General features: G+C 73.4%; 24 protein-coding genes. 13 read left to right on the forward strand and 11 right to left on the reverse strand.

Going from position 1 to position 23851, the window contains the following annotated elements:
* Positions 1 to 2354: transglycosylase domain-containing protein (locus tag ACFXDE_RS40705; RefSeq protein ID WP_380499293.1), on the reverse strand; the 2354-nt coding region annotated here is incomplete at its 3' end.
* 426 nt (positions 2355 to 2780) lie between these two features.
* Here ACFXDE_RS40705 and ACFXDE_RS40710 point away from each other — a divergent pair.
* Positions 2781 to 3104, forward strand: coding sequence for a WhiB family transcriptional regulator (locus tag ACFXDE_RS40710; RefSeq protein WP_030240986.1), 324 nt, complete (start codon positions 2781 to 2783; stop codon positions 3102 to 3104).
* A 224-nt stretch (positions 3105 to 3328) separates the two neighbouring features.
* Here ACFXDE_RS40710 and ACFXDE_RS40715 read toward each other — a convergent pair whose 3' ends face one another.
* Positions 3329 to 4504: an ArsA family ATPase gene (locus ACFXDE_RS40715; protein ID WP_380499294.1), complete on the reverse strand. Its 1176-nt coding sequence runs from the start codon at positions 4502 to 4504 to the stop codon at positions 3329 to 3331.
* Positions 4501 to 5628, reverse strand: a complete 1128-nt coding sequence (locus ACFXDE_RS40720) for an ArsA-related P-loop ATPase (protein ID WP_380499295.1) — start codon at positions 5626 to 5628, stop codon at positions 4501 to 4503. The genes ACFXDE_RS40715 and ACFXDE_RS40720 overlap by 4 nt, the downstream gene beginning before the upstream one ends.
* Positions 5629 to 5838: 210 nt before the next feature.
* Here ACFXDE_RS40720 and ACFXDE_RS40725 point away from each other — a divergent pair, with 210 nt between their 5' ends.
* From ACFXDE_RS40725 to ACFXDE_RS40745, 5 genes are all read left to right on the forward strand, one after another.
* A complete protein-coding gene (locus tag ACFXDE_RS40725) occupies positions 5839 to 5997 on the forward strand; it encodes a DUF4177 domain-containing protein (RefSeq protein ID WP_380444195.1) in 159 nt (52 codons plus the stop codon).
* Positions 5994 to 6461 carry a RidA family protein gene (locus ACFXDE_RS40730; protein WP_380444197.1) on the forward strand — a complete coding sequence of 156 codons (468 nt, stop codon included), beginning with the start codon at positions 5994 to 5996 and terminating at the stop codon, positions 6459 to 6461. The genes ACFXDE_RS40725 and ACFXDE_RS40730 overlap by 4 nt, the downstream gene beginning before the upstream one ends.
* Positions 6462 to 6533: 72 nt before the next feature.
* Positions 6534 to 7397: an NUDIX hydrolase gene (locus tag ACFXDE_RS40735; RefSeq protein WP_380444199.1), complete on the forward strand. Its 864-nt coding sequence runs from the start codon at positions 6534 to 6536 to the stop codon at positions 7395 to 7397.
* A gap of 136 nt (positions 7398 to 7533) precedes the next feature.
* On the forward strand, positions 7534 to 7707 hold the full coding sequence (locus tag ACFXDE_RS40740; RefSeq protein ID WP_380444201.1) for a hypothetical protein: 174 nt from the start codon (positions 7534 to 7536) through the stop codon (positions 7705 to 7707).
* Positions 7704 to 8537, forward strand: a complete 834-nt coding sequence (locus ACFXDE_RS40745) for an MBL fold metallo-hydrolase (RefSeq protein WP_380444203.1) — start codon at positions 7704 to 7706, stop codon at positions 8535 to 8537. Before ACFXDE_RS40740 ends, ACFXDE_RS40745 begins: the two co-directional genes overlap by 4 nt.
* 85 nt (positions 8538 to 8622) lie before the next feature.
* Here the strand turns inward: ACFXDE_RS40745 and ACFXDE_RS40750 are convergent, their stop codons facing one another.
* Positions 8623 to 9297, reverse strand: coding sequence for a Crp/Fnr family transcriptional regulator (locus tag ACFXDE_RS40750; RefSeq protein ID WP_030240972.1), 675 nt, complete (start codon positions 9295 to 9297; stop codon positions 8623 to 8625).
* Positions 9298 to 9562: 265 nt separating this feature from the next.
* On the reverse strand, positions 9563 to 10861 hold the full coding sequence (locus ACFXDE_RS40755) for an MFS transporter (RefSeq protein WP_380499298.1): 1299 nt from the start codon (positions 10859 to 10861) through the stop codon (positions 9563 to 9565).
* Positions 10862 to 10966: 105 nt separating this feature from the next.
* On the opposite strand from ACFXDE_RS40755, the gene ACFXDE_RS40760 reads away from it, so the two are divergent.
* The gene (locus ACFXDE_RS40760) at positions 10967 to 11548 is read left to right on the forward strand and encodes a CGNR zinc finger domain-containing protein (protein ID WP_380499299.1); all 582 of its coding nucleotides are present in this window, start codon (positions 10967 to 10969) and stop codon (positions 11546 to 11548) included.
* A 133-nt stretch (positions 11549 to 11681) separates the two neighbouring features.
* On the opposite strand, the gene ACFXDE_RS40765 is transcribed toward ACFXDE_RS40760, so the two are convergent.
* Both ACFXDE_RS40765 and ACFXDE_RS40770 read right to left on the reverse strand, forming a co-directional pair.
* Entirely contained in the window at positions 11682 to 12296 is a 615-nt protein-coding gene (locus tag ACFXDE_RS40765; RefSeq protein ID WP_380499300.1) for an RraA family protein, read from the reverse strand.
* 149 nt (positions 12297 to 12445) lie between these two features.
* On the reverse strand, positions 12446 to 13276 hold the full coding sequence (locus tag ACFXDE_RS40770) for an alpha/beta fold hydrolase (RefSeq protein ID WP_380499301.1): 831 nt from the start codon (positions 13274 to 13276) through the stop codon (positions 12446 to 12448).
* A gap of 367 nt (positions 13277 to 13643) precedes the next feature.
* On the opposite strand from ACFXDE_RS40770, the gene ACFXDE_RS40775 reads away from it, so the two are divergent.
* The 5 genes from ACFXDE_RS40775 to ACFXDE_RS40795 all read left to right on the forward strand — a co-directional run bounded on the left by ACFXDE_RS40775 (position 13644) and on the right by ACFXDE_RS40795 (position 17960).
* Positions 13644 to 14072: a hypothetical protein gene (locus ACFXDE_RS40775; protein ID WP_380499303.1), complete on the forward strand. Its 429-nt coding sequence runs from the start codon at positions 13644 to 13646 to the stop codon at positions 14070 to 14072.
* A gap of 89 nt (positions 14073 to 14161) precedes the next feature.
* Positions 14162 to 15031: an endonuclease III gene (gene nth, locus ACFXDE_RS40780; RefSeq protein ID WP_380499304.1), complete on the forward strand. Its 870-nt coding sequence runs from the start codon at positions 14162 to 14164 to the stop codon at positions 15029 to 15031.
* Positions 15028 to 15777, forward strand: a complete 750-nt coding sequence (locus ACFXDE_RS40785) for an NUDIX hydrolase (protein WP_380444215.1) — start codon at positions 15028 to 15030, stop codon at positions 15775 to 15777. Before nth ends, ACFXDE_RS40785 begins: the two co-directional genes overlap by 4 nt.
* 46 nt (positions 15778 to 15823) lie before the next feature.
* A complete protein-coding gene (locus tag ACFXDE_RS40790) occupies positions 15824 to 17008 on the forward strand; it encodes a MarP family serine protease (RefSeq protein ID WP_380444217.1) in 1185 nt (394 codons plus the stop codon).
* A 250-nt stretch (positions 17009 to 17258) separates the two neighbouring features.
* Positions 17259 to 17960: a metal-dependent hydrolase gene (locus ACFXDE_RS40795; RefSeq protein WP_380444219.1), complete on the forward strand. Its 702-nt coding sequence runs from the start codon at positions 17259 to 17261 to the stop codon at positions 17958 to 17960.
* 124 nt (positions 17961 to 18084) lie between these two features.
* Here the strand turns inward: ACFXDE_RS40795 and ACFXDE_RS40800 are convergent, their stop codons facing one another.
* From ACFXDE_RS40800 to nhaA, 4 genes are all read right to left on the reverse strand, one after another.
* Positions 18085 to 18294, reverse strand: coding sequence for a hypothetical protein (locus ACFXDE_RS40800; RefSeq protein WP_329927312.1), 210 nt, complete (start codon positions 18292 to 18294; stop codon positions 18085 to 18087).
* A 132-nt stretch (positions 18295 to 18426) separates the two neighbouring features.
* A complete protein-coding gene (locus ACFXDE_RS40805) occupies positions 18427 to 19494 on the reverse strand; it encodes an alpha/beta fold hydrolase (RefSeq protein WP_380499305.1) in 1068 nt (355 codons plus the stop codon).
* 76 nt (positions 19495 to 19570) lie between these two features.
* Positions 19571 to 20047, reverse strand: a complete 477-nt coding sequence (locus tag ACFXDE_RS40810; protein ID WP_380444223.1) for a phage holin family protein — start codon at positions 20045 to 20047, stop codon at positions 19571 to 19573.
* Positions 20048 to 20391: 344 nt separating this feature from the next.
* Positions 20392 to 21897, reverse strand: a complete 1506-nt coding sequence (nhaA, locus tag ACFXDE_RS40815) for a Na+/H+ antiporter NhaA (RefSeq protein WP_380499306.1) — start codon at positions 21895 to 21897, stop codon at positions 20392 to 20394.
* A 347-nt stretch (positions 21898 to 22244) separates the two neighbouring features.
* Between nhaA and ACFXDE_RS40820 the strand changes: the two genes are divergently transcribed.
* Positions 22245 to 23534: a serine hydrolase domain-containing protein gene (locus ACFXDE_RS40820; protein WP_380499307.1), complete on the forward strand. Its 1290-nt coding sequence runs from the start codon at positions 22245 to 22247 to the stop codon at positions 23532 to 23534.
* Positions 23535 to 23851 lie beyond the last annotated feature (317 nt).

Raw genomic sequence — 23851 nt, forward strand, 5'->3', positions numbered from 1 at the left:
GTGCCGCCGTTACCGCCGCCGCCGTGCTTGCCGCCGTTTCCGTTCCCGCCGATGAAGCCCGGCGGGAAGGTGAAGCCGCCGCCGATCATCCCGCCGGCGTTGGTGCCGCCGCCGGGGTTGCCGCCGGGGTTGGCCGGGGGCGGCGGGTTGGCACCGGGCTGGGTGTTCGGGTCGCCGGCCGGCGGGCTGGCGGGCGCGGTCGCGTTCGGGTCCGGCTTGGGCTGCGGGTCCGGGATGTTGATCGTCTGGATGGGCTCCAGGGGCGTGCCCTTGAGCGCCTGGTTCATCGCCATCTGCCAGATCGGGCCGGGGCCGTCGGCGCCGAACACCTCGGTGAAGTGCTTGCCGCCGATGGTGATGTCCTTCATCTTCACGCCGCCGGCCGGGCCGCCGAGCCAGACCGAGGTGGCGAGCGACGGGGTGTAGCCGCTGAACCAGGCGGCCTTCTTCTCGTCGGTGGTACCGGTCTTGCCGGCGATCTTGCGACCGTCGTCGAGGCCGAGGGCGGCGGCCGTGCCCTTCTCGGTCACGTTGAGCAGGATGGTGTTGAGCGCGTCCGCGGTGTTCTCGGAGAAGGCCTGGCTGCACTGGGACTGCGGGACCTTGATGTCCTTGCCGTCGACCGTGCTGATCTTGTTGATCGCGATCGGGGTGCAGTACTTGCCGCGGGCGGCGAAGGTGGCGTACACGTTCGCCATGGTCAGCGGGCTGAGTTCGAGCGAGCCGAGGACCATCGAGGGGACCTCCTTGAACTCGCCGCCCTGGGCCGACTGGGAGATGCCCAGCTTGTTGGCCATCTGCTTGATCGCGCAGAGGCCGGTCTGCTGCTCCATCTCGACGAAGTAGGTGTTCACCGAGAGGGCCATGGCCTGCTTGAGCTCGTACGGGCCGACCTCGCCCGTCGACTCGTTCTTCACCGTGGCCTTGCCCTGCCCGGGCTGGGGGACGTTCTTCCAGGTGCCCGAGCAGGTCGACATGCTCGGGTACTCGATCTTGTTCTCGGACGGGAACGCCTGGGTGGGCGACATGCCCGACTCCAGGGCCGCTGCCGCGAGGATCGGCTTGAAGGTCGAACCGGTCTGGAAGCCGTTGCCGCCGCCCATCGCCGCGTCGACGTTCAGGTTCACCACGGTCTGGTTCTTGTTCGGGTCCAGGCCGTACGGGCGGGTCTGGGCCATGGCGAGGATCTTGCCGCTGCCCGGCTCCATCATGGTCGCGGCGGCCGACACCGAGTCGGTCACGTTGACCTTCTTGGTGACGGCGTTCTGCGCGGCGGCCTGCTTGTCCGGGTCGAGCGTCGTGTAGATGTTCAGGCCGCCGGTGTCCCACAGCTTCTTGCGGTCCGCCGTGGACTTGCCGAAGGTCGGGTCCTGCTTGATCACGTGGCGCACGTAGTCGCAGAAGAAGCCCATGCCGGCCTGGGCGGTGATGCAGCCGTTCTGCGGGTCCTTGTACTTCAGGCCCAGCGGGGAGGCCTTCGCCTCCTTGGCCTGGTCCGGGGTGATGTGCTTGTTCTCGAGCATCTTGTCGATGACGACGTTGCGGCGCTTGACCGTGTTGTCCGGGTAGCGCACCGGGTCGTACGACGACGGGTTCTGCACCATGCCGGCGAGGGTGGCCGCCTCGGCGATGGTGAGGTCCTTGTTGCTCTTGCTGAAGTAGCGCTGCGACGCCGCCTCGACCCCGTAGGCCTGGTGGCCGTAGAAGGTGATGTTGAGGTAGTTGGTGAGGATCTGGTCCTTCGTCAGGTCCTCTTCCAGCTTGATCGCGTACTTGAGCTCCTGGATCTTGCGGCCCAGGGTCTTGCGCTGCGCCTCCAGGACGGCGGCCTGGTCGTCGCCGGCCTTCTCGACGTTGACGTTCTTCACGTACTGCTGGGTGAGCGTCGAGGCGCCCTGCGAGGCCGTGCCGCTCTCGGCGTTCTTGCTGACGGCCCGGAGGATGCCCTTGAGGTCGACGGCGCCGTGCTCGTAGAAGCGGGCGTCCTCGATGTCGACCTGCGCGTGCCGCATGAAGGGCGACATCTGGTCGGCGGTGAGGACGGTGCGGTCGCGCTCGTAGACCTTGGCGATCAGGCCGCCCTTGGCATCGAAGATCTGCGTCGCCTGGGTGAGCGGCGGCGTCTTGAAATCGTCGGGGATGTTCTCGAAGCTCTCCGCCGTGTCCTTGGCGGTGAGGCCGAGCGCGCCGACGGCGGGCAGCGCGAGGCCCGCCAGCAGGACTCCGGAGAGCACGCTGACGCCCAGGAACTTCACTCCGTGTCCCGCGAAGTCCAGCGGTGACCCGCGGCGCTCGCCGCGCGGAGCTCCGGTGTTGCCTGGGGGCTGGGGGGCCTGGGGGCGCTTCGGTGCCATGGGGAGAACCCTACGTCGCCGAATCCCCTCCATGGGGGCAGGTGTTCGCCTAGGCTTGTCACAAGCTTGCGACAGCTTCGGTGCGTCAGCATGACTCACTCGTGTGAGTGGGAAGACTTGCCCGAATTGCCGCTTTCCTGGCGGATTTCGAGGCCGCTGCGGGCTGCTGCACCCGGGTGAACGGTAGCGCTCCGTGATGACGCGCGCGGCCAGAGTTGCCGTGTCGCACTTGGCAAGGCTTGCGACCTGCGATCACTCCAACGAGTGAGCTGACCGATACCCATAGTCCAATCGGGTCATTCGAGATTGAGCCCGAAGGGGCTGTTGCAAGCTGTCGTTCTTCCGTAACGTCCTCAACTGGCAACGGTGAATATGCCGTTGCCGCCGTGGGGGAGCCTCGAAACATCGGGAGAGGACGGCGCCGGCATGGGCTGGGTTGACGACTGGAGTGCGCAGGCCGCCTGCCGCACGAGTGATCCGGACGAACTGTTCGTCCAGGGGGCGGCGCAGAACCGCGCGAAGGCGGTGTGCAGCGGGTGCCCCGTCCGTACGGAGTGCCTCGCGGACGCGCTGGACAACCGCGTGGAGTTCGGGGTCTGGGGCGGGATGACGGAGCGCGAACGTCGGGCGCTGCTGCGCCGCCGTCCGACGGTGATCTCCTGGCGCAGGCTGCTGGAGACGGCCCGGACGGAGTACGAGGAGTCCCTGGCCACCGGGGTGATACTGACGGACTACGCCCAGGCGGGCTGACCCGGCACGCGATCACTCGCCGGGCCGCCCCACCGGCCCGGGCCGACACCAGGTGCGACACGCCGCACCCGTGCGACGCCCCACGGCTCCGCACCGTTCGCAGAGCAACGCGACACAACGCAAGGCAACACCGCACAACGCCACGCAAGGCAACGCGCGCCCGCTCGACGCTGACGCCCCGCTCGACGCCGCGCCGCTCAGGACCGCCGGCCCCGCCGCGCTCCCTACGCCCCGCCGCTCAGCCTGCCCCCGATGGCCCGCAGCCCGTCCAGGTCGTGCACGTCGCCCGGCAGCGCGGGGACCTCCACGATCGGCACGTCCGGGTACACCGACACGAAGCGGTCCCTGGTCCGGCGCTCCCTCGCCATGATCTGCATCCGTTCGGCGTGCAGCCGCAGCAGTCCGGCCGCGAGCAGTTCCGCCTCGGGCGACGCGTGCTCCGAACCGTTCTCCTCCAGCGCCTCGGCGGCCGCGAGCGCCCGTTCCGCCGTGAGCTGCGGGGCCCCGGAGCCGTGCACCCGGTTGAGCACCAGTCCGGCCAGCGGCATCCGGTCCGCGGCCAGCCGGTCGACGAAGTAGGCGGCCTCGCGCAGCGCGTCCCGCTCCGGCGCGGCGACCACCAGGAAGGCCGTGCCCGGCGCCTTGAGCAACTGGTACGTGCGGTCGGCCCGCTCGCGGAAGCCGCCGAACATCGAGTCCATCGCGCTGACGAAGGTCTGCACGTCGGTGAGGAGCTGGGCGCCGAAGATCTTGCCCAGGGTGCCGGTGAGCAGGCCCATGCCGACGTTGAGGAACTTCATCGCGCTGCGGCCGCCGACCTTGGCCGGGGCGGTCAGGATCCGGATCACCCTGCCGTCGAGGAAGGACCCGAGCCGGTTGGGCGCGTCCAGGAAGTCCAGCGCCGAGCGGGAGGGCGGGGTGTCGACGACGATCAGGTCCCACTCCTCGGCCGCGCGCAGCTGGCCGAGCTTCTCCATGGCCATGTACTCCTGCGTGCCCGCGAAGCCGGCCGACAGGGACTGGTAGAACGGGTTCTCCATGATCGCCTTGGCCCGTTCGGGTTCGGCGTGGGCGAGCACGACCTCGTCGAAGGTCCGCTTCATGTCGAGCATCATGGCCTGGAGCTCCCCCTCGCCGCCCACCCCCTTGACCACGCGAGGGGTGTTGTCGAGCTCGGTCAGGCCCATGGACTGGGCGAGGCGGCGGGCCGGATCGATCGTCAGGACGACGACCTTGCGCCCGCGTTCGGCGGCACGCAGCCCGATCGCCGCGGCGGTGGTGGTCTTGCCGACCCCGCCGGAGCCGCAGCAGACGATGATCCTCGTCTTCGGGTCGTCGATCAGCCCGTCCACCGCGAGCAGGCTGCCCGTGCCGCGCACACCGTTCGTCGTCGTGCTCACGCCGCCCCCTGCCGCTTGAGTTCGCCCGCCAGCCGGTACAGCCCGCCGAGGTCCACGCCCTCGCCGAGCAGCGGGAGTTCGTAGGTGGGGAGCTTCAGGTGCTGGAGGTCGGCGCGCTGCGCGCGCTCCAGCTCGACCCGTTCGGCGTGCTCGCGGGCCTGCTCCAGGAGCGGGTCGAGCAGCGGGTCGACGGCGGCCCGGACGGTCTCCGGTTTGCGCGAGCGCCCGCCGAGCCCGGCCTCGCCGAGGGCCAGGGCGACCTCCTCGCGGTGATCCCCGTCCGCCGCGGCGACCGCGGCCGCGTCCAGCAGCGGCGGCCGGACCATGTTGATCATCACGCCGCCGATCGGGAGCCCCGACTCGCGCAGCTCGGCGAAGCCGTCGACCGTCTCCTGCACCGGCATCTCCTCCAGCAGGGTGACCAGGTGCACCGCGGTCTCCGGCGACTTCAGCACCCGCATCACGGCCTGCGCCTGGGTGTGTATCGGCCCGATCCTGGCCAGGCCGGCCACCTCGGAGTTGACGTTCAGGAAGCGGGTGATGCGGCCGGTCGGCGGGGCGTCCATCACGATCGCGTCGTAGCTGCGGCGGCCGTCCGGGCCCTTGCGGCGGGAGGCCTCGCAGGCCTTGCCGGTGAGCAGGACGTCCCGGACGCCGGGTGCGATGGTGGTCGCGAAGTCGACGAAGCCGACCTTCTGCAGCGCCTTGCCGGCCCGGCCGAGCTTGTAGAACATCTCCAGGTACTCGAGCAGGGCCTGCTCGGTGTCGATGGCCAGCGCGAAGACCTCGCCGCTGCCGCCCGGGGCACCGCTGCCGCCCCGGCCACCGGATCCGCCCGGCGGGTCCGTGCCGTCCGCGACGGCCGGCAGGCCGAGCTGCCGCCGGGAGACCGAGGCGATCCGGCGCTCCTCGTACGGCAGCGCGGCGATCCCGAACAGTTCGGCGATGCCCTGCCGGCCCTCCACCTCGACCAGCAGCACCCGGCCGCCCTCGGCGGCCAGGGCCAGCGCCAGCGCGGCGGCCAGGGTGGTCTTCCCGGTGCCGCCCTTGCCGCTGACCACGTGCAGCCGGACGCCCTCCCAGTCGGGGTCGCGCCGGGCCGCCTGGCCGGGGGTGCGTGCCACGCTCCGTCTCCGTCCGTCTCCGAGGGCCGTGGGCCGCTCCGTCGGCCGGCCCGCTCTCCGGTTGCCCTCTCGCGAGAGTAACCAGGGAGCGGGCCGGATGCCCGGAGCACCGGGGGGACCGGGCCTGAATCATGCCCGGTTTGTGGGCCACCTCACACGCCGGTCCGTCAGCGGGGCCGATCGCCGCGGCCGCTCGTCTAGAGTCTGGCCATGACCAAGTGGGAATACATGACGGCGCCGCTGCTGGTGCACGCCACCAAGCAGATCCTGGACAACTTCGGCTCGGACGGCTGGGAGCTGGTCCAGGTCGTGCAGGGTCCCAACCCGGAGACCCTGGTGGCCTACTTCAAGCGGGAGAAGAACGCATGAGCAAGGTCGAGTCGAAGCTCGCCGAGCTGGGTCTGAGCCTGCCGCCGGTGGCCGCCCCGGTCGCCGCGTACGTCCCGGCCCTGCGCGCGGGCGAGTTCGTGTTCACCTCCGGCCAGCTGCCGGTCGTCGACGGCAAGCTGCCGACCACCGGCAAGGTCGGCGCCGAGGTGTCCCCGGAGGAGGCCAAGGAGCTCGCGCAGACCTGCGCGCTGAACGCCCTGGCCGCCATCAAGTCGGTGATCGGCGACCTCGACCTGATCGAGCGCGTCGTCAAGGTCGTCGGCTTCGTCGCCTCCGCCCCCGACTTCACCGGCCAGCCGGCCGTGATCAACGGCGCCAGCGAGCTGCTCGGCAAGGTGCTCGGCGAGGCCGGCGTGCACGCCCGCAGCGCGGTCGGCGTCGCGGTGCTGCCGCTGGACGCCCCGGTTGAGGTCGAGCTCCAGGTGCGGGTCAAGAGCGCCTGACCGCTCCGGTCGTGATCACGAAGGCGGGGTCGGGCCTGTCCAACCCCGCCTTCGTGCGCTTAGCATCCGGGCATGGACCATCGAGCCACGACGCTCCCGATGCCGCCCGGCTGGCCTGCCCGGATCCGGGCGGTCGACTCCGGCGCGGCGACCCCGCCGGCGGCGAAGCCCGCCGCGACGGTGGTGCTGCTGCGCGACGCCGCCACCGGGCCCGAGGCCTACCTGCTGCGCCGCCGCACCTCGATGGCCTTCGCCGCAGGCATGTACGCCTACCCGGGTGGCGGGGTGGACCCGCGGGACGCCGAGGCCGAGCTCGCCTGGGCCGGGCCCGGCCCCGAGGAGTGGGCGCGGCGCCTCGGCGTGGACGCCCGGACGGCGCAGGCGGTGGTCTGCGCGGCCGTCCGCGAGACGTTCGAGGAGGCCGGCGTGTTGCTGGCCGGCCCGGACGCGCGGAGCATCGCCGAGCCGCGCGACTGGAGCGCCGAGCGGGCCGCGCTGGAGGCCCACGAGCTGTCCTTCGCCGACTTCCTCCGCGCGCACGGCCTGGTGCTGCGCAGCGACCTGCTGGGCGGCTGGGCCCGCTGGATCACCCCGGAGTTCGAGGAGCGCCGGTACGACACCTGGTTCTTCGTCGCCGCCCTGCCGTCCGGCCAGCGGGCCGCGCTGGAGGTCGGCGAGGCGGACCGGGTGGCCTGGATGGCGCCCGCCGAGGCGGTCCGCGGCTACGACGAGGGCCGGTTCGGCATGCTGCCGCCGACCGTCACGGTGCTGCGCGAGCTGTCGTCGGTGCGGAGCGCCGCCGAGGCGCTGGCCGCGGCCGGGCAGCGCGCACTGGACCCGGTGCTGGGCCGGGCCGAGGTCCGCGGCGACCGCATGACCGTTCGATGGCCTGGGTATGACGAGCTGACCATCGACGGCGACTTCCCCGAAGCCTGAGCCCCGGCCCGCGAGCCCTTCGCGGACCCTTCGCAGGCCCCCTCCGCAGACTTTTCCCAGCCCCTTCCGCAGACCTTCCGCAGACCCGAGCACCACCGCAGGGACTCCACCACCGCAGAGAGAGGACCGACGCCCGATGACCCACAACGACGTGGCTCGCCGGACGGCACCCGAGATGCCCGCCCGCCGCCTGACCCCGCGCACCGCCGCCTGCGACCAGCCGGTCCCGTTCATCGAGGTGGCCCAGCGGGCCCTCGTCCGGGCGCTGCCGCTGCGCGCCCTGCACCGCGACGGCGAGGGCGGCCGGTGAGCGGACTCCTCCCGGGTGACCCCGCCGCCGAGGTCGGCGGCGAGGCCACCCCGCGGGCGCTCTGCGTGCTGGCGCCGAACCCGTCGCCGATGACGCTGGACGGCACCAACACCTGGCTGCTCTCCGAGCCCGGCTCGGACCTCGCGGCGGTGATCGACCCGGGCCCGCTGCACGAGGGCCACCTGCGCCGGGTGATCGACCTCGCGGAACAGCAGGGCAAGCGCGTGGCGCTCACCCTGCTCACCCACGGCCACGCCGACCACTCCGAGGGCGCGGCCCGCTTCGCCGAGCTCACCGGCAGCAAGGTCCTGGCGCTGGACCCGGCGCACCGGCTCGGCTCCGAGGGCCTGGTCGGCGGGCAGCGCCTGGACGTGGGCGGCCTGGACCTGCGGGTGGTCGGCACCCCCGGGCACACCTCGGACTCGCTGACCTTCCACCTGCCCGCCGACGGCGCGATCCTCACCGGCGACACCGTCCTCGGCCGCGGCACCACGATGGTCGCCCACCCGGACGGCCGCCTGGGCGACTACCTGGACTCGCTGCGCCGCCTGCACACGATGGCCTCCGAGCACGGCGTGCGGACCGTCCTGCCCGGTCACGGGCCGGTGCTCGCGGACGCCCTGGGCGCCGTCGACTACTACCTCGCCCACCGGGCCACCCGGCTCGCCCAGGTGGAGACGGCGGTCGAGGCGGGTTGCCGGACCGCGGCCGAGGTGGTGGCCCGGGTGTACGCGGACGTGGACCGCGCGCTGTGGCCCGCCGCCGAGCTGTCGGTGCGGGCGCAGATGGAGTACCTGGAGGAGCACGGGCTGATCCCGTACCTCGACTGACCGGCGGGAACGCCGAAGGGCCCGGCCTCCTCGACGGAGGGCGGGCCCTTCGGCACGCCGGGGGCGCCCCGGGAAGCCGGGCGGGTCAGCGCGAGCGGCGCGACAGCCGCTCGACGTCCATCAGGACGACGGCACGGGCCTCCAGCTTCAGCCAGCCGCGGCCGGCGAAGTCGGCGAGCGCCTTGTTGACCGTCTCGCGGGAGGCGCCGACCAGCTGGGCGAGCTCCTCCTGGGTGAGGTCGTGGGCGACGTGGATGCCCTCCTCGGACTGCACGCCGAAGCGGCGGGAGAGGTCGAGCAGGGCCTTCGCGACGCGGCCGGGCACGTCGGAGAAGACCAGGTCGGACATCACGTCGTTGGTCCGGCGCAGGCGGCGGGCGATGGCCCGCAGCAGCGCGATGGACACCTCGGGGCGGGCGTGCAGCCAGGGCTGGAGGTCGCCGTGGCCGAGGCCGAGCAGCTTGACCTCGGTCAGCGCGCTGGCGGTGGCGGTGCGCGGGCCCGGGTCGAACAGCGACAGCTCGCCGATCATCTCGCTGGGGCCGAGGACGGCGAGCATGTTCTCGCGTCCGTCCGGCGAGGCGCGGTGGAGCTTGACCTTGCCCTCGGCGACGACGTACAGCCGGTCGCCCGGGTCGCCCTCGTGGAACAGCGACTCACCACGGGCGAGGGTGACCTCGGTCATGGAAGCGCGCAGCTCGCCGGCCTGTTCGTCGTCGAGTGCCGCGAAGAGTGCGGCGCGCCGCAGAACGTCGTCCACGTGCTTCCTCCTTCTCGGCCGGTCGGCGGGTGGGCCGTCCGGCGCAAGTTCCGTTCTGTGCTCTGCATCACCAAGCATGGCGCATGTCGCTCCGATCATATGAGGAGGGGGTGCACCGAGGTGTCCTTCTCGGGGCCATTCGTACGGTTCGGTCCCCGTGTCCGTGCGGTGGGCGCCGGTCGGCGCGGCGGCGCGCCGAACCGGGGCCGCCCGGCCCCTCCCCCGAGCGGGCCGGGCGGCCCCGGTGGTCCGGGCGTCGTGCCGGTCAGGCGGCCGGCGGCGGCAGCTCGCGCAGCCGGCTGACCGGCGACAGGGCCAGCGGGACGAGCATCAGCGCCGAGCCGACGGCGATCGCGACGAGGCCCCGGCGCAGCCCGAGGGCCCCGCCGATGACGCCGCCGAGCAGGCCGCCCAGCGAGCCGCCGCCGAACAGCAGGGTGCGGAAGGCCGCGTTCATCCGGCCCATCAGCGGCTGCGGGGTCAGGGTCTGGCGCAGGCTGACCATCACCACGCCGGCCACGGCGAGGCCCAGGTAGCCGATGAAGAACGAGCCGACGAACAGGGCCGTGCGCACCGGCTTCGGGCCGTCCGCGAACGCGACCAGCAGCGGGCTCGCGAAGATCGCCGCCATCGACACCGCGTAGACGGGTCCGAGCCGGAACCGCCTGACGACCCGCCCGGAGACGGCCGCGCCGACCAGTCCGCCGACCGAGGAGGCGGAGAACACGACGCCGATCCAGGTGGGCGTCAGTCCCTGGTCGCGCACCGCGTACAGGACGAACACCGTCCACACCGAGACCATCGAGAAGTTGCAGAACGGACCGAGCAGCGCCAGCGGTCGCAGGACGCGGTCGCCGAACACCCAGCGCAGGCCCTCGGCCAGCTCCCGCCCGAGGTGGCGGCCCGCCGCGGGCGGCTCGGGGCGCGGTTCGGGCGTGCGGATCCACAGCAGCGTGAGCAGCGAGACCAGGTAGGAGAAGGCGTCCGCGACCAGTGCGACCGGCGCGGTCAGGGCGCCGATCAGCAGTCCGGCCAGGCCGGGTCCGGCCACGTCCGCGGTGGAGGCGGTGACGCCGAGCTTCTGGTTGGCCTCGACGTAGTGCTCCGGGTCCTTCACCAGGGTCGGGACGAAGGACATCCAGCCGACGTCGAACAGGACGGAGAAGACGCCGATCGCGCAGGCGAGCGCCAGCAGCACCGGCAGCGTCAGGCGGTGGGTCGCGGCCAGCAGTGGGACCAGTCCGACGAGCACCATCCGGGCGCCGTTGGCCAGCAGCATGGCGCGCCTGCGCGGCATCCGGTCGACCAGGACGCCGAAGACCAGCGCGAGGCCGAGGTAGGGCACCAGTTGCAGGAAGCGCAGCAGGCCGACCTGCTCGGGCGTGGCGTCGAAGGCGATGACGGCGGTGAGCGGCAGGGCGAGCGTGGTGACCTGACTGCCGAGGAGCGAGAGGGTCTCGCCGGACCAGAACTTGAGGAAGTCCCGGTTGTGCCGCAGCCGGGCGGTCGGCGGCCGTTCGGCCGGACGGGTCTGCGGGCCGGGTCCGATCGCGGTGGCGGTCATCCGGTGGTACTCCCCCGAGTCGATTCTTATGGTTGATGGCTGATCAACCGTGAGAATCATGACAGTCGTACTTGATGGTTGCAAGGGGTGGCTACCATTAGGTCCATGGCTTCCGTCACCGCTCAGGAACACCCGGCCCCGCCCTCCCCGGGTCTGCCGCTCGCCGTCGCGTTCGCGAACACGCTGGTCGCCGTCCGCGGCAAGGTCCGGGACACCGTCGGGACGCCGGAGGAACTCGCCGGCTGGCTCGGGTCCGAGGCCGATGCCCCCGGGCTGTCCGTCGACGAGGCGGACCTGGCCGCGTTCCGGGCGCTGCGCGACGCGGTCCGCGCCGTCCTGCACGCGCACGCCGAGGGGGAGCCGGTGCCCGCCGCCGAGGTCGGGCGGATCAACGAGGCGTCCGCCGCCGCCCCGCGCTGGCCCGTCCTGACGGCCGCCGGAACCGGGATCGCCGTCGTCCAGCGGACCGGCCGCGACGGGTTCCCCGCCGCGCTCGCGGCGCTCGCCCACGGCACCGCCGACCTGCTGGGTGGTCCGCTCGCGGCCGAGCTGCGGGCCTGTCACGGGCCGGGCTGCGTCCAGTTCTTCGTCAAGGACCACCCGCGCCGCGAGTGGTGCGGGCCCGCCTGCGGCAACCGCGCCCGTGCCGCCCGCCACTACCACCGGCAGCGCGAGCAGCCGGTCTGACCTCCGGGGAAACCCGACGCCCGGGAAAACCCGACGCCCCAGGGAAACCGGGCCTTCGGGGAACCCGGCCCCGGAGAAAAGCAGTACGCCCCGGAGGACGGTTCCTCGGGGCGCACGGGGTGCCGGGGGAGTGTCAGGAGGTGAAGCCGACCTCGCCCAGGGCCTTCTCGATCTTGGCGCGGTGGGCCGCCTCCCACTCGTCCAGCGTCTCGGCGGCCTCCTTGGCCAGCTTCGCCCGGGCCGCCGCCAGCGTCTCCTCGCGCCGGGAGGCCGGCACCACCACGACGCCCTCCTCGTCCGCCACGACGACGTCGCCGGCCGCCACCAGCACGCCGCCGCACCGGACCTCGCCGCCGTGCGAGCCGAGTGCCCGCTTCGCCCCCGGGATCGGGATCACCCCGCGGGCGAACACCGGGAAGCCCGCCTCGCGCACCTCGCCGAGGTCGCGGATCAGGCCGTCGGCCACGAACGCGGCCACGCCCCGGCGCTGCGCGACCGCGCAGACGTTGCCGCCGGCGAGGGCGTGGTCGAGGTCGCCCGACTCGACGACGATGACGTCGCCGGGCGCGGCCCGGTAGATCGCCGCGTGCAGCATCAGGTTGTCGCCGGGCGGGCACTGGACGGTGAAGGCCGGTCCGGCCACCCGGGGCATGCCGGCCCACAGCGGGCGGACGCCGATGTCCATCACCTGGGCGCGGCCGAGCAGGTCGGCCAGGGTGGTGGTGGGAATGTCCGCGAACTGGTCCATCTGTGCCCCCGTCGTTCTCGACTGTTCGGTCGGTGCTCTCGGCGCATTATCGGACAGGCCGTGGCGGTGGCTCCGGGCGGCAGGTATCCGGGCGGCAGGTGTCGGGGCGGCAGGTGTGCGGGTGGTCGGCCCGTCAGGCGGTCGCCTCGTCAGACGGTCGGCTCGTCAGCGGTCGGGCGGGCGAAGAACTCGGCCAGCACCGGCGCCAGGACGTCGGCGGCCACCTCGTGCGTCTGGTCCGCCAGCGTCCGGTACTCGGCGCCCGGCACGGCGGCCGCGACCTCGCGGGCCGGCGCGCGCAGCAGTTCCGGGCTGGCCCCGCCGTCCAGCACGAGCGCCGGGACGGCCACCCCGGCGAGGACCTCGGCCGGAACCGACCCGCCCGCCGCCGTGCCCACCGCGGCGGCGTCGTACGCCAGCGTCGGTGCGACCGCCTCGAAGGCCGGCCACATCGGCGCGCCGCGCATCTGGTCCACCATCTCGGCCGGCATGCCGACGAAGGCCATGAACCGGGCGGCGGCATCGCCGCGGCGCCCGTCCGCGAGCGCCTCGGCCAGGTCGGTCACGTACGCGTCGAACCGCTCGCGCTGCCCGTCCCCGGTGCTGAACGGCGGCTCGTAGACGGCGATCCGGCTGATCGCGACCCCGCTCGCGGCGGCCCGCAGCGCGAGCGCCCCGCCGGAGGAGACGCCGATCACGTGGGCCGTGCCGCCGGTGGCCGCGATGACGGCCGCGAGGTCCTCGATCTCGCGCTCGACGGCGAACGGCGCGGTGTCCGCGCTGGCGCCGCGCCCGCGCCGGTCGTAGGTGTAGACGGTGTGGTGCGCGGCCAGCTGCTCGGCGACCGCGGCACCGGGCCCGAACGCCCGGTGGCAGAGGGCGCCGTCGACGAAGACGACGGCCGGGCCGGAGCCGGTGACGGTGTAGGCGATCTCGGTGCCGTCGGTGGAGGCAACGGTGCGGGAGGCGGTGGCGTTCACGGTGGGTCCCTTCGGGGCGTCGCTTGGGGTGAGTCGCTTTCGTAGGGGTAGACCGGGCGCGGGCTCGGAACTCATCGCTCTCCGGCGGATATTCCTTCGGGTCTTTTTTTGGACGGTTCCACTGGTTGCCGGCGGTTCCGAGGTCGGATGCGCCCGAGCTCCGTCCACAGCCTGTGGACGGAGCTCGGGCTGGCGGGTCCGTGTGCACCACGAGGGCCGGCCGTCCCCTTGGCGACAGCGATCGACAGCTCGCCGCCGCCCGGCCCCTCGCCGTGCCGATCATGCTTCTGACCATGACAGATGTCATTCCGGACCAGTGCCGCTCGACACTGACGGGCCCTCAGCGTCCCTCCGTAGTGTTCAGGCCATGGAGATCACGAAGAACGCCCCGACCGCCGCCCGCCGCACCGAGTGGAGCCTCGCCCTGCTGGGCGGCCTCAAGCACGGCGGCGAGTTCACGGCCCGCGAGCGCACCGTGCACGTCGCCGCGGTCGGCGGGGCCAAGCTCGACCACACCGACGCCGAACTCCCGGCCGGCCCGACCCACCTGGTCAAGGCGGCCCTGGTCGGCGGCGCGGAGCTGGCCTACCCCGAGGGCGCCTCGGCCGAGGTGGACGCCTTCTCGGTCCTCGGCGGCGTCGACCTGACCGTCCCGGCGGGCACCACGGTCGAGGTCCGCGGGTTCTCGCTGCTCGGCGGCCGCAGCCAGGGCGTGGTGGGCGAGCCGGGCGGCGCGGTCGTCAAGGTGCGCTCCTACTCGCTGGTCGGCGGCGTCAAGGTCCGCCAGGGCAGCTGACCCCCGCCCCGTTCGCCCCGCCAGGCCCGGTGGGGCCGGTGACGGCCAATGCGGCGCACGGGTTCGGCCGTCCGGCGTAGCCTTCGTCCATGGCAGAGAGCAAGGTCCGGAAGGCGGCGGCACCGAAGGCGAAGCCCGCGGTGAGGCCGAGGAAGCCCGAGTCCCGGCTGGCGATGGTGCGGCGGGCGCGCAGGATCAACCGGGAGCTCGCGGAGCTGTACCCGTACGCGCACCCGGAGCTGGACTTCGAGAACCCGTTCCAGCTGCTGGTGGCCACCGTGCTGTCGGCGCAGACGACGGACCTGCGGGTGAACCAGACGACGCCCGCGCTGTTCGCCCGCTACCCCGCCCCGGAGGACATGGCGGCGGCGAACCCGGAGGAGCTGGAGGAGCTCATCCGCCCGACCGGGTTCTTCCGGAACAAGGCGAAGTCGCTGATCGGCCTGTCGGTCGCGCTGCGCGACGACTTCGGCGGCGAGGTCCCGGGCCGCCTGGAGGACCTGGTGACCCTGCCCGGCGTCGGCCGCAAGACCGCCAACGTCGTCCTCGGCAACGCCTTCGGCGTCCCGGGGATCACCGTCGACACCCACTTCGGCCGCCTGGCGAGGCGGTTCGGCTGGACCACCGAGGACGACCCGGTGAAGGTCGAGCTGGCCGTCGGCGAGATCTTCCCCAAGTCCGAGTGGACGATGCTCTCGCACCGCGTGGTCTTCCACGGCCGCCGGATCTGCCACTCCCAGAAGCCCGCCTGCGGGGCCTGCCCGATCGCGCCGCTCTGCCCGTCGTACGGCGAGGGCGAGACGGACCCGGAGAAGGCCGCGAAGCTCCTCAAGTACGAGATGGGCGGCCGGCCCGGCCAGCGGCTGAAGCCCCCGGGGGACTTCCCCGGCGAGGCCGCCGCGCGCGCCGACGCCGCCTCCCACCAGGGGCACGTCACGGACCTGGCGGTGGGTGAGTGAGCGCGCCCGGGCCCGCGGTGCGGGAGATCGAGCGGGACGGCCTGCCGCGGTGGCTGGAGCCCGTCCGGGACGCGGCCGAGCGCGTGCTGCCCGAGCAGCTGAGCCGCTTCCTGCCGCCGGTGGAGGACGCCCGCACGGCCGCGGTGCTGATGCTCTTCGGGGACGGCGGGCAGGGCCCCGACCTGCTGCTGATCGAGCGGGCCCGCTCGCTGCGCTCGCACGCCGGGCAGCCGTCCTTCCCGGGCGGCGCGCTCGACCCGGAGGACGGCGATCCGGACGGTCCCGGACCGATCGCGGCGGCGCTGCGGGAGGCCTGGGAGGAGACCGGCCTGGACCCGGCCGGCGTGCAGGTCTTCGCCGCGCTGCCCGCCCTCTACATCCCGGTGAGCCGCTTCGTGGTGACCCCGGTCCTCGGCTGGTGGCGCGAGGAGTCGCCGGTGCGCCCGGTGGACGCGGGGGAGACCGGCGCCGTGTTCCGGGTGACGATCGCCGAGCTCGCGGACCCGGCGAACCGGGTCCGGCTGCGGCACCCGTCCGGGCACCTGGGCCCGGCGTTCGCGGTGGCCGGCCGGCTGGTCTGGGGCTTCACGGCCGGGGTGATCGACCGGGTGCTGCACCACAGCGGCCTGGAGCGGCCCTGGGACCCGTCCCGGATCGTCGACCTCTCGGACGACGCGCTGGCCCTGGTCCAGGGCGACACCGAAAGCTCGCGCGCGCTGCTGGGCCGCGAGGCCGGGACCTCGTGAGGGGCCGTCCGCACGGCCGTGCCGCCGGCCGTGGGAGGGTGTCCGGGTGAACGTCCTGGATGTGCTGCTGATCCTCGCCGCCGTCGGTTTCGCCGTGTCGGGCTACCGGCAGGGCTTCGTGGTGGGCGTGCTGTCCGTCGTCGGCTTCCTCGGCGGCGGCCTGGTCGCGGTGCAGCTGCTGCCGCTGCTGCTCGACCACCTGAGCCCCGGCACGACGGCCTCGGTGGTGGCCGTCGTCGTCGTGATCGTGTTCGCCGCGATAGGCCAGGCGGTCACCACGCACTTCGGCTGGAAGCTGCGCGGCCACATCGACCGGCGTCCGGCGCGGGTGCTGGACGCGGCCGGCGGGGCCGTCGTCAACGTGATCTCGATGCTGCTGGTGGCCTGGCTGATCGGTTCCGCGCTCGCCGGAACGTCCCTGCCGACGGTCTCCAAGCAGGTCCGCTCCTCGGCGATCCTCGGCGGCGTCCAGGACGCGCTGCCCGGTGACGCGCCGAACTGGTTCTCGGACTTCTCCAAGGTGCTCGCCCGCAACGGCTTCCCCCAGGTCTTCAACCCCTTCGAGCACGAGCCGATCACCCAGGTCGACACGCCCGACCCCGCGCTGGCCGCCAGCCCGGCGGTCGCGAAGGCCAGGCAGAGCCTGGTCAAGGTGGTCGGCACCGCCACCTCCTGCGGCAAGACCCTGGAGGGCAGCGGCTTCGTCTTCGCGCCGCACCGGGTGATGACCAACGCCCACGTGGTCGGCGGCGTCGACGAGCCGACCGTGCAGATCGGCGGCGTCGGACAGCTCTACGACGCGACGGTGGTCCGCTACGACTGGCAGCGCGACATCGCGGTCCTCGACGTGCCCAAGCTCAACGCGCCCCCGCTGACCTTCGCGGGGGAGGCCAGGACCAACGACAGCGCGATCGTGGCCGGCTTCCCCGAGAACGGCGCCTTCAACGTCCAGCCCGCCCGCATCCGCGGCCGCATCCAGGCCAACGGCCCGGACATCTACCACCGCGGCCAGGTCGTGCGCGACGTCTACTCCGTCCGCTCGCTGGTCCGCCAGGGCAACAGCGGTGGACCGCTGCTCACCCCGGACGGGCAGGTGTACGGCGTGGTGTTCGCCAAGTCGCTGGACAGCGCGGACACCGGGTACGTGCTCACGGCGGCCGAGGTGAAGGACGACGCCGAGAAGGGCGGCTCCGCCTCGGGGCGGGTGGACACCCAGGGCTGCGCGCTCTGACCCGGCCCGGGTCGGCCCGCGCCGTGGGCCGCCCGGTCGCCGTCGGCGGGCCCGTCGTCGTGGGCCCGTCGTCGTGGGTGGGCTCGCCGTGGTCGGTCGGCCCGTTGGCCCCCGGTCGGCGCGCCGGTGCGGCGGGGTCGGATATCCGTCGGACCGTCAGTCCGCCCTGGTAGCCTCGGCCGCGCTCACCCGTTCGGCTCAATCCGGCGCCGGTGCCGGAGTGAGGTCGACGGGAGGTCGTGGTAGTCCGATGATGGGTCACTCGCACGCGGTCAGCGGGGCGATGCTGTACGCGGCCTCGGCGCCGTTCCTGCCCCCGCTGCTGCTGCACACCACGCTCCAGCCGGCGGACATACTGATGGGCACGGTGCTGTGCGCGGGCGCGGCCCTGCTGCCCGACCTCGACCACCACGACGGCTCGATCGCCAACTTCCTCGGCCCGCTCTCCAAGGCGCTCTGCCGCTTCGTGGCCTGGGCCTCCGGCGGTCACCGGCACGCCACCCACTCGCTGCTGTTCGTCGCGCTGATGGGCGGCGGCACCTGGGCGGGCGTCACCTTCCTGGGCCGCAACTTCACCCTCGCGGTGACGTTCTTCCTGCTGGCGCTCGCGATCCGGGCGCTGCGGCTCTGCCCGCCCGGCGACGGCCCGGAGGCGTGGATCACCGTCGTCGGCCTGGCCGCGCTCGGCACCTTCGGGATGAACACCTGGATGCCGAACGCCCCCGGCTGGCTGCCGTACGCGGTCGGCCTGGGCACGCTGGCGCACCTGCTGGGCGACTGCCTGACGAAGAAGGGCGCGCCGCTGCTCTGGCCGCACAAGGAGCGCTACGAGATCGTGCTGATCAAGCGCAGCGGCAACAACGTCGAGACCAAGGTGCTGGTGCCGATCATGGCGGGTGCGACCTTCGTCCTGCTCTGGTTCACGGCGCTGTCGCCGACGATCGTGAACTGACGCGTGAACGGACGCCTGCACGGACGCGTGAACCGACGCGTGGGACCGGTGCGACGACCGTGAGCAGGCTCGTACTGCCCGGGTGAACCGGGCGGCACGTCGTTGACGACCGCGGCGCGGGACCTCAGGTCTCGCGCCGCAGCCGTGCGCCCACCCAGCGGGCGCGCCGGCCGAGGATGTGCGGGATGCCGAGCTGTCGCTGCGCCGCTCGCTGACGGCGGTCCGTGCCGTCGTAGCCGAGGTCGTCCGCCCAGTCGGTACGGGGGGCGGACCGGTGCGGGCTGTTCTGGCGTCGGCCGCGCGATGCGCCGCCGCGATCGGGCATCCAGGTCATACCGGAATGGATGCCCCTGGGCCGGTCGGGGTAACCGTCCGGACGCCATCGAAAGTGGCCTATGCGTTTGTCATATGAGCGCAACATCAAGGGAGTTGGGGTGGGCAGGGGTGACGGTCCTGCCCGGAGCGCTCACTCCTTGTGCAGACCGATCCAGTCCAGCAGCTCGGCCGTGAACTCCGCCGGTGCCTCCTCGTGCGGGAAGTGTCCGACGCCCGGCATCAGCCGCCACCGGTACGGCGCCGCCACGTACTCGCCGCCGCCGAGCGCGGTGTGCGACAGCAGCACCGGGTCCGCCGCCCCCTGGACGTGCAGCGTGGGCGCGGCGATCGGCTTCTTCATCCGGCGGGCGAACTGGATGCCGTCCGGACGGGCCATCGACCGCAGCAGCCAGCGGTACGGCTCGATCGAGCAGTGCGCGGTGCTGGGGATCCGGATCGCCTGCCGGTACGCGTGCACCGCGCCCTCGTCCAGCTTGTCCGGCCCGGTCCACTCGTCCAGGTAGCGGGCGACCAGCGCGGCGTCGTCGGCGACCAGGCGGCGCTCCGGTATCCATGGCCGCTGGAAGCCCAGCACGTGCTCGAAGGCGGCGATCTGCTTGCGGTCGGTGAGCAGTGCCCGGCGCAGGTCCCGCGGGTGCGCGGCGGACACCACGGTGAGGCTCTGGATCACCGACGGGCGCATCACCGCCGCCACCCAGGCCAGCGTGCCGCCGGAGGCGTGCCCGACCAGGTGGGCCCGGCGCTCGCCGAGCGAACGGATCACCCCGGTGATGTCCAGGGCGAGGTTGCCCGGGTCGTACCCGCGGGGGGTGCGGTCGCTGCCGCCGATGCCGCGCAGGTCGAGCGCGACCGCCCGGTAGCCGGCCTCGGCGAGCGCGGTCAGCTGGTGGCGCCAGGCCCACCAGTACTCCGGCCAGCCGTGCACCAGCAGCACCAGCGGGCCCTCGCCCAGCTCGGCGATGTGGAACCGGGCGCCGTTGGCGGCGAGGTCGCGGTGCGTCCACGGGCCGTCCTGCCGGATGCTCCAGGCCTCGGCCGCGGAGCTGCCGGGCGCCTCGGCCCCGGCGTCGCCCGGGGCCTTTCCGGCGCTCTCGCCGACGCCGTCCGCGGCCTTCGCGGCGGTCTCCCGGCCGGGCTCCCGGACGGGGCCGGAGTCGGCGGGCGGCTGCGCGGGCACGGGCTTCTGGTCAAGCGGCATACCGAGAGCGTGTCACATCCGTGCGCCGGACACGCGCCCGGCACTCGCAGTCGGTGCGCCTGGCGGGGCCCCGTCCTTACGGGATGCGGCCCAGCGCCCGGTCGATCTCCTCCTTGGTGGCCGGCCGCGGACGGGCGTTCTTCAGCACGTCGGCGGTCTTCTGCGCACCCTCGATGGTGCGGACCGGCTTCTCGATCTTCTTGAAGGAACGCCAGGCCAGCATGCCGAGCAGCACCGCGAGCAGCAGGTAGGCACCGGCCACGATCAGGAACGACCAGCCGAGCGACAGGCCCAGCGCGTGGATGCCGAAGGCCGCCGCGGCGCTCAGCATCGGGACGGCGGCCAGCGCCACCACGCCGGCGACCGTCAGCGACACGCCGCCGGAGACGCCGCGCTTGACGTCCGCCCGCAGCTCGGCCTTGGCGAGCGCGATCTCGTCGTGGACCAGCGCGGACAGGTCGGCGGTGGCCGCCGCGAACAGCTGCCCCACCGAACGCTCGCCCTCGTAGGGCGCCCGGCCGTTGCTGGACGGGTCTGCGGCTCCTGCGGGCATCAGCGGTTCTCCTCTGCGGCTGTGCGGCGTGACGCCGCCGCGCGGTGCGGTCCCGGGGGCCGGAGGGGGCCCGGGGGCGTCAGTGGACTGTCGACAGCTCAGAATCATGCCCCTACCGGCCAGTCGCACACCACTCCGGGGCCCCGCCGGGGGGACGTGTCCCGGCGCCCCGAGGCCCCGGGGGGCCCGTGGCGGGCCCCTGTGGCGCCGCAGGGGCCCCGTGGGTGTCGGGGGGCGCCGGACGGGCGCCGGAGCGGGCCACGGGGCCCTGAGCGACCCTCAGCAGCCGTCCGGCGCTCCGGGGTGGTGCCGGTGGTCGGGATGGGTGGAACCGGCGGCCGGTTTCAGCGGGCCGCGCCCGGACCGGCGGCCGGACCGGCGCTCGGCCGGTCGTTGCCGGGGTGCGGTCGGTCGTGGCCGGGAGCCGGTCGGTCGCCGCCCGGGTGGGGCCGGTCGTTGCCGGGCCGCGGGCGGTCGTTGCCGGGGTGCGGTTGCTCGCTGCCGGGGCGCGGCGTGAGCTCGGCCACCCGGGCCTGCCAGGCCGGGTCGTCCGGCTGGTAGACGTCCGGGACGCCGTCGCCGTCCGTGTCCCGGTCCTCCTCCTCGCACAGCGCGCGGTAGTGCCGGTTGCGGAGCTTGAGCAGCACGGTGGCGACCACCGCGCACAGCAGCGAGCCCACCAGGACGGCCGTCTTCGAACGGTCGGCGAGCGCCAGGTCCCCGGGGAAGGCCAGCTCGCTGATCAGCAGCGAGACGGTGAAGCCGATCCCCGCGAGCACCGCGACCGCGAACATGTCGGCCCACTTGAGCTGCGGGTTCAGCTCCGCCCGGGTGAACCGGGCGACCAGCCAGGTGCCCCCGAAGATGCCCACCGTCTTGCCGACCAGCAGCCCGAGGACGATGCCGAGCGGCGTGGCCTGGGTGAACACCTCGCGCAGCGCCGGGCCGGAGATCGTCACCCCGGCGGCGAACAGCGCGAACACCGGGACGGCCAGCCCGGCCGACAGCGGCCGGACCAGGTGCTCGATGTGCTCGCCGGGGGAGTGCTCCTCGTCGCCCTCGCGGTGGCAGCGCAGCATCAGGCCCATGGCGACGCCCGCGACCGTGGCGTGCACGCCGCTCTCGTGCATCAGCGCCCAGATGACGAAGGCCAGCGGCACGAACAGGTACCAGCCGTGCACCCCGCGCCGGTGCAGGAACCAGAACAGCGCCAGGCCGACGAAGGCCAGACCGAGCGCCCAGAACTTGATGCCGGAGCTGTAGAAGACCGCGATGATCAGGATCGCGATCAGGTCGTCCACGACGGCCAGGGTGAGCAGGAAGGCGCGCAGCGCCGAGGGCAGGTGGCTGCCGACCACGGCCAGGACGCCGAGGGCGAAGGCGATGTCGGTGGCGGTCGGGATCGCCCAGCCGCCCGGGTGCCCGCCGCTGCCCGAGTTGATCAGGGCGAACAGGGCCGCGGGCAGCGCGACACCGCAGACCGCGGCTATGACGGGCAGTACGGCGGCGCTCGGACTGCGCAGCTCGCCCGCGACGAACTCGCGCTTGAGCTCGATCCCGGCGACGAAGAAGAAGATCGTCAGCAGGCCGTCCTTGGCCCAGTCGCCGAGCGTCAGGTCCAGGTGCAGCGGGGCGGACGGGCCGACGGTGTGGTCGAGGACGCTCTCGTACGCGCCGGGCCAGACGTTGGCCCAGACCAGCGCGACCACGGCGGCGACCAGCAGCAGGATGCCGCCGACCGTCTCGGTGCGCAGTGCCTCGGTGACGTAGGCGCGCTCGGGCAGGGGCAGCCGGCCTGGGAACTGCCGGCGGCGGGTCGTCGGCTCGTGGACGGGCGGCTGTCGGGTCACGCTCGGACCTCCTGCGGGCTGGGAACGGCAAACGGATGCACACGTGGTGCAAAGTGCCGACCAGACTTCCCGGCGCGCCCTGTGACGCCCGGATTCCTGTTCGAGGACCTTGATGCGTCCTTAGCAGTCTAACGGGAACGTCCGAGTGACATCCGGATTGTCCTACCTAAGGACTTAAGCCCTGGTGCTGTGTTCTGCACCCTCGCGGAGCACCGGCGCCGCACCCGAATGGCCCCGGCCGCGTGCAGACGAGTGAACGCGTTCCTATCGTCGGATGCAGGCGCCGCCCGATCCGGGCCCAGGCGTCATCCCCCGTCAAACCCCTTGCGCCGCTTCGGAGGCACCCCATGCCCAGACCGCCCCTCTTACCCGGTGAGACCGTCGTGTCCGCCGCTCTGCCCGCCGGCCCCTCCGGCCCCTCGGGCTCATCCGACCCCTCCGGCCTTGGTGGCACTTCGGGCCCCTCGGGCCGCTCTGGCTCCGACGACCCCGAGCTCCCCACCGACCTCGACCACCTGCTCCGCCCGCTGTTCCACGCGGCCGGTCCCGGCGGGGGAGTCGCCGTCGCGGTGATCCGCGGCGACGAACGGACGGTCGCCTGCCGGGGACGCTCCGACCGTTCCGGCCGGCGCCCGGTCCGGGCCGACACCCGGTTCGAACTCGGTTCCGTGACGAAGACGTTCACCGGACTGCTGCTCGCCGAGATGGCCGCCCGGGGCGAGGTCCGGTACGACGACCCGATCGACCGTTACCTGCCCGCCGACGCCGCCCCCGGCTATCCGCACGAGCGGCCGATCACCCTGCTCCACCTGGCCACCCACACCTCGGGCCTGCCCCGGCTGCCGGTCGGCCTGCTGCCCGCGATGGCACCCCGGTGGTTCACCAGCCCGTACGACACGTTCGGCCCGGCCCACCTGCTCAGGGCCCTGCCGCGGACCCCCGTTCGGGGCACCCCCGGCACGCACGTGCGCTACTCGAGCCTCGGCTGTGGACTGCTCGGACTGCTGCTGGCCAACGCGGCCGGACAGCGCTACGACGACCTCCTGGCCGCCCGGGTCTGCGGGCCGCTCGGCCTGGTCGACACCTCCAGCGGCCCCGGCCGGGAGGAGGTCGCCGGGTACCGGCGCGGGCGCCGGGTGCCGTCCTTCCGGCTGCCGGCCCTGCCGGGCGCGGCCGCACTGCGCTCGACCGGCGACGACATGCTCCGCTACCTCCAGGCGCACCTGTCGCTGGACGCCGTTCCGCTCCCGGAACGGGCCGACGCGGCGGTGCTGCGGACGGCGCTCGGCGAGGTCCGCCAGCCGCGGGCGGGCCGGCGCCGGGGTGGTACCACCCGGATCTGCCTGGGCTGGAACCAGCGCTCGGTGCCCGCGGGGGCGGACCCGGACGAGGACGACGGCGAGGAACTCGTGTTCCACGCCGGCTCCACCCGGGGCTTCACCGCCTTCGCCGGCTTCAGCCCGCGCGCGCAGGTGGGGCTGGCGGTGATGGCCAGGGCACGGTCGCTGCGCAGCCGCGGCTTCGTCCAGAGCGCGTACGAGACCCTGCGGACCCTGACCGCGCAGCGGCGCGGCCCGGTGGGTCTGGACGCTCTGGAGACGCTGGAAGCTCCCGCGACGGTCGAGGGCAGGCGGTGACGTCCAGGTGGCGGGAGTCCTGTGACCTGTGACGGACCGTCCGTACGACGACGGGGCCCCGGGCGGTCATCACCGCCCGGGGCCCTGCCCGTTGCCTCACTCGGGTGTCAGCGCTCCGAGATCAGCACTCCGATGTCAGTACCCGGCTGTCAGCGCGCTCAGCCGTTACCGCCGGAGGGCGGGAGCTGGGCCTGGATCTGGCTCATGACCGTGCTGTCGGCGAGGGTGGTGGTGTCGCCGACTTCGCGGCCTTCGGCGATGTCGCGCAGGAGGCGGCGCATGATCTTGCCGGAGCGGGTTTTGGGGAGTTCGCCGAC

The organism is Kitasatospora sp. NPDC059408, assembly GCF_042751525.1.
GTDB lineage: Bacteria > Actinomycetota > Actinomycetes > Streptomycetales > Streptomycetaceae > Kitasatospora.

Bases quoted from the DNA above. Each gene is read 5' to 3' on its own strand.
- ACFXDE_RS40740 (WP_380444201.1), top strand. From the start codon at position 7,534: ATGACCCACAACGACGTGGCTCGCCGGACGGCACCCGAGATGCCCGCC.
- nth (WP_380499304.1), top strand. From the start codon at position 14,162: ATGGCAGAGAGCAAGGTCCGGAAGGCGGCGGCACCGAAGGCGAAGCCC.
- ACFXDE_RS40755 (WP_380499298.1), bottom strand. From the start codon at position 10,861: ATGACCGCCACCGCGATCGGACCCGGCCCGCAGACCCGTCCGGCCGAA.
- ACFXDE_RS40765 (WP_380499300.1), bottom strand. From the start codon at position 12,296: ATGGACCAGTTCGCGGACATTCCCACCACCACCCTGGCCGACCTGCTC.
- ACFXDE_RS40795 (WP_380444219.1), top strand. From the start codon at position 17,259: ATGATGGGTCACTCGCACGCGGTCAGCGGGGCGATGCTGTACGCGGCC.
- ACFXDE_RS40775 (WP_380499303.1), top strand. From the start codon at position 13,644: ATGGAGATCACGAAGAACGCCCCGACCGCCGCCCGCCGCACCGAGTGG.
- ACFXDE_RS40710 (WP_030240986.1), top strand. From the start codon at position 2,781: ATGGGCTGGGTTGACGACTGGAGTGCGCAGGCCGCCTGCCGCACGAGT.
- ACFXDE_RS40760 (WP_380499299.1), top strand. From the start codon at position 10,967: ATGGCTTCCGTCACCGCTCAGGAACACCCGGCCCCGCCCTCCCCGGGT.
- ACFXDE_RS40810 (WP_380444223.1), bottom strand. From the start codon at position 20,047: ATGCCCGCAGGAGCCGCAGACCCGTCCAGCAACGGCCGGGCGCCCTAC.
- ACFXDE_RS40725 (WP_380444195.1), top strand. From the start codon at position 5,839: ATGACCAAGTGGGAATACATGACGGCGCCGCTGCTGGTGCACGCCACC.
- ACFXDE_RS40820 (WP_380499307.1), top strand. From the start codon at position 22,245: ATGCCCAGACCGCCCCTCTTACCCGGTGAGACCGTCGTGTCCGCCGCT.
- ACFXDE_RS40735 (WP_380444199.1), top strand. From the start codon at position 6,534: ATGGACCATCGAGCCACGACGCTCCCGATGCCGCCCGGCTGGCCTGCC.
- ACFXDE_RS40730 (WP_380444197.1), top strand. From the start codon at position 5,994: ATGAGCAAGGTCGAGTCGAAGCTCGCCGAGCTGGGTCTGAGCCTGCCG.
- ACFXDE_RS40800 (WP_329927312.1), bottom strand. From the start codon at position 18,294: ATGACCTGGATGCCCGATCGCGGCGGCGCATCGCGCGGCCGACGCCAG.
- ACFXDE_RS40805 (WP_380499305.1), bottom strand. From the start codon at position 19,494: ATGCCGCTTGACCAGAAGCCCGTGCCCGCGCAGCCGCCCGCCGACTCC.